Origin of the sequence: Thalassotalea hakodatensis, assembly GCF_030295995.1 — a bacterium.
In the GTDB taxonomy this organism is placed as follows: domain Bacteria; phylum Pseudomonadota; class Gammaproteobacteria; order Enterobacterales; family Alteromonadaceae; genus Thalassotalea_C; species Thalassotalea_C hakodatensis.
Genome location: NZ_AP027365.1, coordinates 3,341,277 through 3,354,906 on the forward strand (window position 1 = coordinate 3,341,277; position 13,630 = coordinate 3,354,906).

At 36.0% G+C, this 13,630-nt stretch carries 14 protein-coding genes; 8 read left to right on the forward strand and 6 right to left on the reverse strand.

Annotated features, from left to right (window positions below; translation table 11 throughout):
• Positions 1–376: 376 nt before the first annotated feature.
• Complete coding sequence (locus tag QUE72_RS14840; RefSeq protein ID WP_286269843.1) at positions 377–1,108, reverse strand: M48 family metallopeptidase; 732 nt, start codon at positions 1,106–1,108, stop codon at positions 377–379.
• A 26-nt stretch (positions 1,109–1,134) separates the two neighbouring features.
• Complete coding sequence (locus QUE72_RS14845; RefSeq protein WP_286269844.1) at positions 1,135–1,461, reverse strand: YebG family protein; 327 nt, start codon at positions 1,459–1,461, stop codon at positions 1,135–1,137.
• A 492-nt stretch (positions 1,462–1,953) separates the two neighbouring features.
• On the opposite strand from QUE72_RS14845, the gene QUE72_RS14850 reads away from it, so the two are divergent.
• On the forward strand, positions 1,954–2,226 hold the full coding sequence (locus QUE72_RS14850; RefSeq protein WP_074498879.1) for a DUF3718 domain-containing protein: 273 nt from the start codon (positions 1,954–1,956) through the stop codon (positions 2,224–2,226).
• 82 nt (positions 2,227–2,308) lie between these two features.
• Here QUE72_RS14850 and QUE72_RS14855 read toward each other — a convergent pair whose 3' ends face one another.
• Positions 2,309–3,910, reverse strand: coding sequence for an isocitrate lyase (locus tag QUE72_RS14855; RefSeq protein ID WP_286269846.1), 1,602 nt, complete (start codon positions 3,908–3,910; stop codon positions 2,309–2,311).
• A gap of 321 nt (positions 3,911–4,231) precedes the next feature.
• On the opposite strand from QUE72_RS14855, the gene QUE72_RS14860 reads away from it, so the two are divergent.
• The 6 genes from QUE72_RS14860 (at position 4,232) to QUE72_RS14885 (ending at position 10,804) form a co-directional block, all read left to right on the forward strand.
• Entirely contained in the window at positions 4,232–5,179 is a 948-nt protein-coding gene (locus tag QUE72_RS14860; protein WP_074498881.1) for a LysR family transcriptional regulator, read from the forward strand.
• 5 nt (positions 5,180–5,184) lie between these two features.
• Positions 5,185–5,535 (forward strand): CidA/LrgA family protein, encoded by a 351-nt coding sequence (locus QUE72_RS14865; RefSeq protein ID WP_074498882.1) that lies wholly within the window; start codon positions 5,185–5,187, stop codon positions 5,533–5,535.
• A 1-nt stretch (position 5,536) separates the two neighbouring features.
• Entirely contained in the window at positions 5,537–6,238 is a 702-nt protein-coding gene (locus tag QUE72_RS14870) for an LrgB family protein (protein WP_074498883.1), read from the forward strand.
• A gap of 352 nt (positions 6,239–6,590) precedes the next feature.
• Positions 6,591–8,792, forward strand: a complete 2,202-nt coding sequence (locus tag QUE72_RS14875; protein WP_286269850.1) for a malate synthase G — start codon at positions 6,591–6,593, stop codon at positions 8,790–8,792.
• A gap of 169 nt (positions 8,793–8,961) precedes the next feature.
• Positions 8,962–9,357, forward strand: coding sequence for a hypothetical protein (locus QUE72_RS14880; protein ID WP_074498885.1), 396 nt, complete (start codon positions 8,962–8,964; stop codon positions 9,355–9,357).
• A 352-nt stretch (positions 9,358–9,709) separates the two neighbouring features.
• Positions 9,710–10,804, forward strand: a complete 1,095-nt coding sequence (locus QUE72_RS14885; RefSeq protein WP_286269852.1) for a serine hydrolase domain-containing protein — start codon at positions 9,710–9,712, stop codon at positions 10,802–10,804.
• A gap of 46 nt (positions 10,805–10,850) precedes the next feature.
• Here QUE72_RS14885 and QUE72_RS14890 read toward each other — a convergent pair whose 3' ends face one another.
• From QUE72_RS14890 to QUE72_RS14900, 3 genes are read right to left on the reverse strand one after another with little or no spacing between them, the layout of a single operon-like run.
• Complete coding sequence (locus tag QUE72_RS14890; protein ID WP_286269853.1) at positions 10,851–11,798, reverse strand: hypothetical protein; 948 nt, start codon at positions 11,796–11,798, stop codon at positions 10,851–10,853.
• Between the two features lie 3 nt (positions 11,799–11,801).
• On the reverse strand, positions 11,802–12,512 hold the full coding sequence (locus QUE72_RS14895; protein WP_286269854.1) for a hypothetical protein: 711 nt from the start codon (positions 12,510–12,512) through the stop codon (positions 11,802–11,804).
• Complete coding sequence (locus QUE72_RS14900) at positions 12,505–13,053, reverse strand: RNA polymerase sigma factor (RefSeq protein ID WP_286269855.1); 549 nt, start codon at positions 13,051–13,053, stop codon at positions 12,505–12,507. Before QUE72_RS14900 ends, QUE72_RS14895 begins: the two co-directional genes overlap by 8 nt.
• A gap of 265 nt (positions 13,054–13,318) precedes the next feature.
• Between QUE72_RS14900 and QUE72_RS14905 the strand changes: the two genes are divergently transcribed.
• On the forward strand, positions 13,319–13,603 hold the full coding sequence (locus QUE72_RS14905; RefSeq protein WP_286269856.1) for a peptidylprolyl isomerase: 285 nt from the start codon (positions 13,319–13,321) through the stop codon (positions 13,601–13,603).
• Positions 13,604–13,630: the final 27 nt, after the last annotated feature.

Consider the following 13,630-nt stretch of genomic DNA (forward strand, 5'->3'; position numbering starts at 1 on the left):
GGTTTACCACAGAGCGCCAATTTCTAATAATTATTTATTTTACTAGACTCATACTTTATATTTATTTTATCAGCGTTTACTAGCCTGTGATTAACATGATCACCCATAATGAAATACTCGCTGACACTAAATAGATTATCGCTGTTTTCCAAAGTTCATTAAATGCTTTCATCATCAACCTCCTTTAAGTTGTCAAAAAAATGTCACGTCAAATATGTATAAATTATCAACATTAATTAAACAATATTTATGCCAATCAGTAAGTTGACTTTTTTAAACGAAAATAATGAGGTGACTGTAATTCGAAAAAAGCAGTGAAAGCAGCATGTTTTGGGGATAAATTTTCTATAAATTAGATAGAATAAATGTATGCTATTTAGTATGTCGTCCATGTTAAATAATGCTGATGTTCTTTAAGCCATCGCTTTTCTGCTCTGTAATCAGGCAAAAAGGATTCAACTAAATTCCAAAAATCAACACTATGGTTTAAGAATTTCAAATGGCATAGCTCATGAGTGATCACGTAATCAATCACTGACTCAGGTAACATCATCAATAAATAATTAAGTTTGATATGGCCTCGATTATCACAACATCCCCAGCGAGCTTTATATTGCCTAATATGGAGATTTTTTGGTAATAAGTTTGTTTGCCGACTAAAACATCTAACTTTATCAGTTAAAATCAGCTCAGCCTGTTGTTTAAACCAACCTTCTAGTGACTTTTTAATTCGCAAACTCTCAGTGGTATCTGACAATGTTTTTCGGGTAGATAACGTGACAACAATTTGATTATTTTCGACAGCAACAAGTGATCTTTTGTCCTCTTTAATAATGAGTGGCGTTAACTTTCCGAAAAACCACACTTGGCCATGACGTGAAAGTTGATTTTGATATTCTTTTGCCAACTGTTGCTTACTTTGAATATTTTCAATCCATTGTTTTTTGAGCACCACAAGGTTTTCGATATACTTTAAGGGAACATCATAAGGTGCTTTAACAATAATGTCTTTGTTCTTAACCTGTAAAGCAATACGTTTACGCCGATGACAACGTAACAGTTGAAAGTTCAATCCCGTTGAACTTGTCATCGTATTAGTATTGCTCAAAATACAGCCAATTAAAGATATTGTATTTATGCGGCTTCATCAGTACTTTTTGCTTTTTTATCAGCAGTTACTTTAGGCTCAGAGCTCTTTTCTTTTTTGGTCGCCACTTTTTGTGCAGTCTTTGGTTTTTTCGCTTGCAATGCAATCAACACATCTTCACGATGTTTTGCCAAATAAACGCTTAATTCTTCTTTATCGGCATCGGTTAATTTAACTGGTACTTGGTTCAACATTTCGGCAAGATTATCCGCCATGTCTAACATTTTGTCGTATTCATCAGCGGCTTTTTTATCCATGAATGTTTCAACCTCCACACCTTGTCTTATGACAACAAATCGACTTTCAACGGCCATTAGTTTCCCTTATTTAACAGGTAAAATTTAACAATACATTCACTAAATATTAGTGAAATAACAAAACTGTACATTTACACAGTAAAGATACGTTATTTATAAAAAAATGCAATCAGAAATATAAAAATTGAAAAATATATCGCAATTAAACGTGCAATAAAGTGCAGAAAATAATAAAAAAATTTCACCGTTGAAAGAGGATGTAAAAGTCTATGAGTCAAGCTAGAATAAAAACGGTCAAATATAAATTAAAAACGATAAAAAACATAACTCTACTTATAAAACCACGCTGAACTTTATTGCATAAACTTTTACAGTGCTAAATTATTTAATGTATACATTCTGTAATCATTTTTGCCATTATTAAGGAATACTCCTTTGTTTTAAACCTTGTACATAATGGAAAAAATGATGAAAACATAATTAATCACACTTAGCATTACTTCTGTAGGACTTTTTACGCTGCTACTTAGTCAGGTGCAAGCTGCATCAATGGATAGTTATTTAGAAAAGTCATTAATTGCACTTTGCAAATCAACAATGAAAGGTAATTTACTGAATTTTAACCGTACCTTGAAATACTATCATCTGGCTGACAAAACTATCGCGAACGGTTTAGTATGTAATGGCAGTGATGTGACAGAATTCGCTCGCAAACATGGCGCTTATAAAAGAGCTAACAGGCTAGATAAACACTTGCGTAATTCTACTTCCATCACTGATATTGCAGCAGTCAATAAAATGAGTATCACATTCAAAGAATAACTTTTTTAAGCACAAAAAATCCCGTTTTAAACGGGATTGTTAACGTCACATGAATAAAAACTCTATATGATTAAAAATGTGCTTATGCAATATTAGCAAACTGATTCATGGTATTGTCTTTACCGCCAGCTTTTAGCGCAGCATCCCCAGCAAAATATTCTTTATGATCATCACCCATATCTGAGCCTGCCATATTTTGATGTTTAACACAGGCAATGTCTTGACGAATTTCTTGACGCTGAACATTCAACACATAACCAAGCATTCCCTGCTCACCAAAGTATTCTTTCGCTAGGTTATCGGTTGATAAAGCAGCGGTATGATATGTTGGTAACGTAATTAAATGGTGAAATATTCCAGCTTCACGCGCAGCATCTTGTTGGAATGTTCTAATTTTTTCATCTGCAGTGATGGCTAACTCTGTGTTGTCATAATCAACACTCATTAAACGCTCACGATCATAACTCGACACATCTTTACCAGCTTCTTTCATTGCGTCAAACACTTGTTGGCGAAAGTTTAATGTCCAGTTAAATGAAGGTGAATTGTTATAAACAAGTTTTGCATTAGGCACCGCTTTACGAATTTCGTCTACCATACTTCCAATCTGACCAATGTGCGGCTTTTCTGTTTCAATCCAAATTAAATCAGCACCATTTTGTAGTGAGGTGATGCAATCTAAAATACATCGTTGCTCGCCAGTACCTGGTTTAAATTGGAATAAGTTACTCGCAAGACGTTTCGGGCGCATCAGCTTACCCTCTTGTTTTAATAACACATCACCGTTAGAAATATCTTCTTCGCCAATTTGTTCACAATCTAAAAAGCTGTTGTATTGGTCACCTAAATCACCTGGTTTTTCTGTTACGGCAATTTGTTTTGTTAAACCAGCACCTAATGAATCGGTACGAGCAACAATAACACCATCATCAACGCCTAGCTCCATAAAAGCGTATCTAACTGCATTTATTTTTGCTAAAAAATCTGCATGTGGCACAGTTACTTTTCCATCTTGATGTCCACATTGTTTTTCATCAGATACTTGGTTTTCAATTTGAATACAACATGCTCCCGCTTCAATCATTTGCTTTGCCAATAAATATGTTGCTTCAGCATTACCAAAGCCGGCATCTATATCAGCAATAATCGGTACGACATGCGTTTGATGTTGCTCAATTTGTTGTTGTACAGTATTCAATTTAACATCATCACCACTTTCTTTAGCTGCATCTAGTTCTCTAAATAAACCACCTAATTCTCTTGCATCTGCTTGACGAAGAAACGTATAAAGTTCTTCAATAAGCATAGGAACCGACGTTTTTTCATGCATTGATTGATCGGGTAACGGACCAAACTCTGAACGAAGTGCTGCAATCATCCAACCAGAAAGGTATAAATAACGACGCTCCGTCGATTGAAAGTGCTTTTTAATTGAAATCATTTTTTGTTGACCAATAAAGCCATGCCAGCAACCTAACGATTGTGTATATAAACTAGCATCTTTATCGTAGGCATCCATATCTTTACGCATAATTGCTGCTGTGTACTTAGCAATATCGAGCCCAGTTTTGAATCGATTCTGCAAACGCATACGCGCTACTGACTCAGCATCAATTGATTGCCAATTATGCTGCTGTTTAATTGATGACTTAGCGTTTTCAACTTGTTGACGATATGTGGTCATTACTCTCTCCTAGCGATTTAAAATAAGACAATCACAATATGTAACTCATGCTGTAACTTGTCATACTGAACAACAAAAAGAGTAAGCCAACCACCAATCATAGATATAATATATAATTTTTATCATCACTATTCACATAAAAAATATCAAAAAATATTTAGACATTTTTACATTAAATAACAAATAGCTAGTTTATGTAGACTTTCATATTCAAATACAATAAAACCTAAAAAGAAGAAAGTTAGACTAAAATCTAGTTGATTTGCCATTCTATTAATGACATAAAGCTTATTTATTTAAATGATATAAGCTATTAATCAGATGAATATTTCAAAAATTGATCTTAACTTACTTATCTATCTAGACGTTTTGCTTCGAGAGAAAAATGTGACTAGGGCCGCAGGTCAACTAAACATTACTCAGCCTGCTATGAGCAATGGTTTGAAGCGTTTACGCACATTGTTTAATGATCCAATCTTAGTAAGAACATCTGATGGAATGGTACCAACTGAACGTGCTAGAGCACTTTCACCGATGATCAGAAAGATTCTACTTGAATTAGAAGAAGCATTACAAGGTGAGGAAGAGTTTAACGAGAAAACCAGTCAACGCGTGTTTCGATTAATGGCAAGCGATTACGCCGCTTCTACCCTCTTGCCAGTTTTACTTCGAAAAGTAAATCGCATAGCACCTAATGTGACAATCGATATTATGACCCCTAGCGACGTTAACTTTCATGATGTTGAAGCGGGCAAAATTGATATGGCAATCAACCGGTTTGATGAACTACCACAATCATTTCATCAAAAAACTATTTGGCGCGACGAATTTTCATGTTTATTAAGTGCAGATAATGAAGTTGTTACTAAATTCAACTTAAACAGCTACTTAGCTTCAAAGCATGTTTGGGTATCTAAAACCGGTTTTGGTGTAGGTGTTGGTATGGATCCAAAAGATGTGCAAAAACTAGGGTGGGTTGACGAGGCATTAGCGCGTTTAGGTAAAAAGCGAGATATAAAGGTTTTTACGCGTAGTTATCATGTGGCAATGCAACTCGCTTTTGAAGATGGCTTAGTTGCAACATTACCTACTAAGGCAGCCATGCTTCATAAAGATGATGCGAATTACACCATTTTAAAACCCCCTTTTGACATTCCAGATATTGAGCTAAAAATGATATGGAGCCCTTTACTGCATCATGATGCAAGTCATATATGGTTCAGGCAGCTAGTGATTGAAGCAGCAAATGAACACGGTAATGATCGTTAACCATTATGCCTGCGCCATTATATTCACTTATTGCCATCTTAGCCTGTTTATTTACAGGTTACGGAATTCATTTTGCCATTGGTGGCTTACCCCCTAGTCTTTACGGAATGATACTATTTACCATATCGTTACATTACAGGCTAATAGATGATAAAACGGTAGCAAATAGTATCAGTTGGACTTTAAAAAACATGGGCGTCTGTTTTGTACCTGCTGGTGTAGGCATTATTGAACACTATGACATAGTAAAGTCACATGGTATTACTTTGGTTATCATTACCTTTGTTAGCACCTGGTTACTGCTTACCTTTGTCGGATGGACAGTACAACAACAAGAAAATAAAAAAGCACGTTAACATGGTATTTTTTAGTTCTATATTGTTTTTTTGTCTGGTAACCATCTTGATTTATCAAGGCTTTGTGAAACTGCAACATCGGTTAAATCAGGTGTGGTTAAATCCTATGTTGTTTTCAGTAATTACGATTATTACACTGCTGATGTGGCTACAGATTGACTATCAAACCTATCAAACTAATAGTCAAGTAATAACGTGGTTATTGCAGCCTGCAGTAGTCGCTCTTGGTTATCCACTTTATCAGCAGTTGCACAGCATGAGAAGCCAATGGAAAAGTATCACTCTATTACTCACTATTTCCGCTTCACTCGTTGTTATTATTAGCTTTTCATCCACTTATCTTATCACCAAAGAGTACGGCATTTCTGTCTCCATAGCTTTAAAATCAATAACTACCCCGATTGCGCTAGCCATTACTGAACAATTAAATGGCAATCAGGCAATTACTGCATTTGCGATAATACTTGCAGGTTTATTTGGGGCAATAATGGGTGTGCCTTGGTTACAATTAATTGGTGTAAAATCTCATAAAGCACAAGGTATTGCTGTAGGAGCTGCGAGTCATGTTTTAGGCACTGCCACCATTAGTCAACTATCATTTCAACATGCTGCCTATGGTTCTTTAGCCCTGATTATATCGGCTACTATCACAGCCATTATTTCACCCGCGATCATCCATCAATTAATGATAATGCTTAACTAACGTATTGCTAATAACATAATATTTTACATCATACATTCATCAAAGATTGCTATTTAAAAACATACATTCACATCATGAATATCTGTTATCACAAAAGACAATACTTGTGCTTTTTGATTCTGAGCAAATAGCGAATGAAATAAATTTTTATTTAAAATCAATAAATTAAATAGAAAAACAAACCTTAGATCTTATTGTATATTTTTACTAAAAACTTCGCATAGACTTTTATGCTATTGAATAACCCTTGTTAACTGATACATTCATGCTGACACTGAATTGACAACACCCCTGAAAACTTTCTTTTTGATGTTGTTACTTTGATCACAACGAATAATGACGAGGAATCATCATGTCTGAACGCACGCATATAGCAGGATTACAAGTATCAACATGTCTTTACGAATTTGTAGAGCACGAAGTGTTAGTTGATTTGCCGATAAAAACAGCTGACTTTTGGCAGCAATTTGCTGCCATTATTGAAGATTTATCCCCTGTCAATGCTGCGTTACTACAAACTAGAGCCGATTTACAACAAGCGATTACTGCTTGGCACGAACAACCTAGTAATGATGTAAATAACATTGAAAGCTATAAAGCGTTCCTTGAAAACATCGGTTATATAGTGCCTAAGGTAGAAAACTTTCATATTACGACTGAAAATGTAGATGATGAATTAGCACAAATGGCAGGACCACAACTTGTCGTGCCTATTACCAACGCACGATTCGCACTCAATGCGGTAAATGCACGTTGGGGAAGTTTGTATGACGCGTTATATGGCACTGATGCTATCGCTGATCAAGAAGGCTATAGAAGAACCCAGGAATATAACCCCGTGCGGGGACAACAAGTGATTAGTTATGGGAGAGACTTTCTAGATAATGCGTTGCCATTAACCACTGGTTCTCATCAACAGGCCGTGAGTTATCAATATGTTGATAATGAGTTAATTATTACCCTTGCTGATCAAAAAACCGTTCGATTATATAACCCCTCTCAATTGTTAGGATTTCAAGGTGAACTGACTGAACCTAGTTGCTTGTTATTTGAACACAACGGTTTACGCTTTGAAGTTAACTTTAACGCAAACAGTGAAATTGCAGCAAGAGATCTAGCCGGTATTAGCGACATTACTTTAGAGTCAGCATTAACAACAATTATGGACTGTGAAGACTCTGTAGCAACAGTCGATGCTGAAGATAAAGTTTCGGCGTATCGCAACTGGTTAGGACTTAATCAAGGAAAGCTGTCGACAAAAGTGACCAAAAACAACCAGCATTTTGTCCGCAAAATGGCCAGCGACAAATGTTATAAAACCCCAGAAGGCAACAGTTTCAGTTTAAGTGGACGCAGTTTAATGTTTATTCGCAATGTTGGCCACTTAATGACAAACGACGCTATTATTACACAACAAGGAACGCCTGTTTATGAGGGAATTCTTGATGCAATGATCACGGCTACTATTGCCCTTTACGATATTCTAGGTAACAACCAATTAACCAACAGCACTAAAAAATCTATCTATATTGTTAAACCAAAAATGCATGGCCCAGAAGAAGTTGCCTTTTCAGTAGCCTTATTTAGCCGTGTTGAACGTGCATTAGGTTTAGCAAAAAACACCCTAAAAATGGGGATTATGGATGAGGAACGCCGTACTAGCGTTAATTTAAAAGCGTGTATTTTTGCCGCAAAAGAACGCGTAGTGTTTATTAATACTGGCTTTTTAGATCGCACCGGAGATGAAATACATACTTCTATGGCGTGCGGTGCGATGGAAAGAAAAAGTGCCATCAAAGATACCCCTTGGATTAGCGCATATGAAAATAGCAATGTTGATATAGGCTTACAGTGCGGCTTATCTAAAAAAGCACAAATAGGAAAAGGCATGTGGCCGATACCTGATAATATGGCTGATATGTTAAACAGCAAAATAGCCCATGTTAATGCCGGTGCAAACACCGCTTGGGTACCATCACCAACAGCTGCCACGTTACATGCCTTGCATTACCACCAAGTTGATGTCTTTAAAATAAGAGAGCAACTTTCAATACGTGTTCCTGCAAGCTTAGATCACATGCTTTCGGTACCTTTAGCTAAAGGTACCAATTGGAGTAAACAAGAAATCTCCGATGAACTCGATAATAATATTCAAGGTATTCTTGGCTATGTAGTTAGATGGGTGGATCAAGGTATAGGATGTTCAAAAGTACCAGATATTAATAATGTTGGGTTAATGGAAGATCGGGCGACCCTCCGTATTTCAAGCCAACATGTGGCTAACTGGTTAAAGCATGGGATCTGCCATGCTGAAGATGTAGAAAATAGTTTCAAAAAAATGGCAAAAATAGTAGATCAACAAAACAGTAATGATCCTGCTTATCAGCCCATGTGCCAAGATCTTTCATCAAATGTGGCATTCAATGCCGCTAAAGCCCTTGTCTTTGAAGCTGAAGAACAACCAAATGGTTATACTGAACCTTTATTACATGCTTACCGATTAAAAGTTAAGCGTTTGAATAAGACCGACAAAGCAGTCAGCTTAATCGCGTAATGAACCAATAATTCAATGGGAACAACGATTAATCTCAAAATTTCGACCGCTTATCCCAAAGCATTCGCATTTACTCGTTATTACAATTAAAGTAAAAATGTAATAACGAGTAAATGCAAAAGTTAGCAAAGTGTTAATTGCGCGATAAATTTGGTGAGAGGGTGAGACAATGAAATCATTGGCTAAACAAACACTAATCAAAAGTACCATCTGCATACTTTTATTAGGAACAGGAAGTATAAGCGCTGGACCAAGAACAAATATCGATTCTGAAAATTTAACAAAAACTCAAGCAAATTATATATTTTTTGCACCGCAAGTAATGTCACAAGGGACTAATTATTCTTCACTGTTTACATCTACCCAACATTACTCAACATTACTCACTAATAATACCAAACACTCCCAACTTGCACGTTGTGCCAAAAAGAAAAATGAGCTTTATGAGTTAACAACCATTATTAACGATAAGTTACATGTATTCCTTTCTTATTTCGACGATACACCTAAATATCAATTTGCTGATAAGCGCAAAAATAAAGAAGCCTTACCTATTGAAGGTTAATGATAAAGTCACTGTAAAATCCTTTACATTCCTAACTTTTCTATAGTACATTTTATTTCTCATCATATTGAAAATAAAGAACATTGAATTCAACCCCTTTGTTTTAACATATAATCTCCCAAAACTGATAGGGCGGCTACAAAGCACACAATTATGCTATTAAAAAAGCTTATGGCCACTAGATAACCTGAGCTCAGGTTAGACACTAACCCACACAGCAAAAACAACTCATCCATTATCACATTACCTTGTTATTAAAGTTGATTTAGTTAAACAACCAAAACACGATAAAGTCTTGTGCTAACTTATTAAATTTATTATGTTTAATACATAATAATAATAAAGGATATTTATGAATTTATATATCACCCTAACCTGTTTAGCATTAATCTCGACATTTAGTCATGCATACACTTATGCATTACAACCCTTGAATAACTCACTTGATATTAAAAAAGCGACTCCTGTACCAACACAAAATTTAGCAACGTTTACTCCGCAAAAGCTGCAAAAATTGAACGAGTTTCTCAAAACATCAAATACTTCCTCCTTAGTATTAATGAGCAAAGGTAAAGTGGTATTTGAATTTGGCGATATTCACAAAAAACATACCATTCACTCTATCAGGAAACCCATGTTGAATGCTTTATTCGGCATTTATGTCGATCGTGGCATAATCAAACTTGATACTACACTCGATTCGCTTGAAATAGACGATATTATTCCACTTACAGACTTAGAAAAAAGCGCAACAATCCAACAACTTTTAAAAAGTCGCTCAGGCATTTACCTTCCTTCCGCCGCAACATCAAACTCTATGCTAACGAATATGCCTAAACGAGGTGCTTTTTCACCTGGAGAAAAATTTATTTACAATAATTGGGATTTTAATGTTGCGGGTGCTATTTTTGAAAAATTAACTGGCGATAATATCTATTCTGCCTTTTATCGAGAAATTGCTAAACCCTTAAATATGCATGACTATAGGGGACAATATATCACTATTAATGAAAATACGAATATTGCCGAGTTAACTGTCGATGGCTTTTATCAATATGAACACGAAAAATCAAAATTTCCTGCATATCATTTTCGAATGTCAGCATATGATATGGCACTTTTTGGGCAATTGTATGAAAGAAACGGTATTTGGAATAATGAACAAATTATTTCTAAAGAGTGGATTACGAAAAGCACAACATCTTATTCAGTGACAAACCCTTTTATGGACTTTGGCTACGGCCTGCTTTGGTATGTGATTAACGCAAATGATAAAAGACCAAACAAAGCGTTTTACCATACAGGTGTTGGCGTTCATATGTTAGCGGTTTACCCTGGTTCAGATTTTGTTTTAGTACATCGGGTAGATACCGAGTCGACTATTCAATTTGAACAAAAAAACCTATATAAAATTATTTCATTGGTATTTGATGCATTAGAGCAATAAGAAAGGGTCCATTGTCACTATCAATGGACCCTTTCTTTAACGAGCTTTAAAATTGATAGCGTTTAGACTTCGCCAATAATTGCTTAGAATTAATATCGTCGCCAGCGCAGGCACGAATGTCTTTTTTACTGAACACAATAACGCTGTCTTTATAGCGATTCCCTTGTTTTTCACCGCCTGATTTAATCAGCAAATTGACATTTTCATTGTTTGGTACTGCTTTTAAGCCGTTACCATATAAACAAAACGTTTCTGCCAGTGAATAAGACAAAGACTGATAGTAGGCAATACGCTCTTTTTCACGTTCTGCTTGTTTAACAAGCTGTGCTTTTCTTACTTCCTTGTCTTGCTTTTCTAATGACTTCATTAAACTTTTTAGTTTGTCTTTTTGAGCCTGTAATGATTTTACGGCTGATTGCAATTCAGCTTTTGATTCCTTATCTGCTCTGCGTAATTGGAACTCATGATCTCTTAACTCTCGCTCTATCTCTCGAAGCTCATACGTAGTATCACGACGTCTTTCCCTTAAATCGCGGTAACTTTCGTGATTTTCATGCATTGCTTCCATAGCTTGTTCATAGTCACTGGCGGCGCTTTCCATCGCTTCTGCAACTTTTTGTTCTATCTCAACATCAATAAGTCCATTAAATTCAATATCTTCTACTGCTGGTAAAGGTGGTATTGGTGCTCGAGGAGGCATTGGTACGCCGTCAGGCAAATTAAAACTAAATCCTACATTCCCCCAATGGCTTCGAAATGTGCTTGAGCTAATGGAAAACAAAACGCCTTGTCCTTTAAGATAGGTAGTTTCAACCCCGTTAATTGCGATTGTTTTTCCGTTGTGTTCTTGTGTTGAGGCTGATTTAATAATCTTGCTCATTATCGCCAATTGCTTATGCATAGCAACAAACTCATCTGTAGATGACGCCAATACAGTCATTGACATAAAAGCTGGTAGTGCGGCACATAAAGCCGTAGTTGCGTACTTTTTCATGAATTACTCCTCTGTGATCCAGTTAGCTGTAGTTACATTATCTTTTGCAGATGGAGCACTCGCGCCCTGATAAAGCATCGTTTCAGCAAATCGTTTAAATGTTAATTGTTGGTGTAATTGATCATCTTGTCGTTGATCATTGATATATTTGATAAAATCATTCATGTCCTCTTTACGCTCTTTACGTGAAACCCCCATGATATAACTTGCAAGTTGAATATTACTTTCTTGCTGTTTACCGTTAATATCAGCCGCATAATTCGCTAATACCACTTGCTGTTCATTTGCAAAGTTTTGTAATTTTTGTTCGAGTAATGCTTCAACATTTTTTGTCATTGCTGCTTGGTTACTACCTGCAAAACTAACTGTAATGCCCTGATCTTTCACGACCACTTCTGCATTCAAAAAAACCAACGATACTGCAAATAATGAGAATACAAATGACATTGCTGGTAACCCTTGCCATTGCCACCAAGGCTTTCTGTCTGTTTCAAAGCTTGTTGAACGATCCCAGTTTGGTACAGGTTCATCTGAGGTTATATCGGCATAATGTTCGATTTTCTCAGCGACCTGTACACGCTGTTCCCATACATCATCTTGTTTTAAATCGCTTCTATTACGCCTTGCTGTGCCTGAGCTTTTATCCATTAACCATTCGCTAAATTGAGTATCTAATGGCGCCTCATCAGGTTCGATGTCAGTATTTTTAGACATAATCTAACTCCACATAATCTTTCAATTTATCTAAACCACTATAAAGTCTAGATTTTGCTGTATTGATTGAAATCCCCAATTGATAGGCTATATCATCAAAAGTTGCATGTTGAAAAAACTTTAATTCAATCACTACTTTTTGATTAACAGGTAGTTTTTCCAATGCCTGCTTTATATCTAACTGTTGTTGATTCAATGTCATCTGTTTTTCAGGGCAAGCTTGTTCGTCAATATCTTCTTGTTCAGGCGCATCATCTAAAGATTGCGTTGGTTTTTTACGGCGATAAAACTCCATACAACGATAATGTGCAATTTTAAACATCCACCCTTTAAAAGGACTCTCTCCTCTAAAAGAAGATAAGTTCCGGAACACCGCGACAAAGACATCCTGCATCAAATCAAGCGCATCCTCACGATTGTTAACCATGCGTAGGGCATAGTTAAACAAGGCTTTTTCATAGCGCTTTACCAAGGTTATCCAGGCAGCTTTCTTCCCCTTTAGCGCTTGCTTTACTAGCGTTTCATCGCTTCGTTCGAACACGCAAATTCCTATTATTATTTGAATTTTTTCTTTTGTTATTTAGTAAGTCGTGATCAGAGATCAAATAGTTTTAAATATCTACAATTTTTTTATAACTTCTCATAACTACTATCAAAAAATTAAAATAAAAATCTTTTTATTCAAAACCTTAACATGCTTTATAACACTATTAGATTAATACATTGTCTTAAATAAAAGTTATTTTACTCAACATAAAAATACGGTAGTGTTATTGCTAGTATGTTTCAAATATTAAGGGAATAACATGATCACAGCTTCAGCACGCCATATCTTGGTTAATGATGAGCAACATTGTCAGCAGTTAAAAACTGAATTAGCCTCAGGTGCTGATTTTGGCTTACTCGCAGAGCAACATTCCAACTGTCCGTCTAAGCTACAGGGTGGAGCGCTAGGTTCATTTAGCCGAGGGCAAATGGTGAAAGAGTTTGACGATGTGGTATTTACTGCCGAGTTACATACGGTTCAAGGACCCATAAAAACCCAATTTGGTTATCACTTAATAGAAGTGACCAACCGAACAGATAAATAAAAAAAACAGCCAAAAAAATGCCAGCAA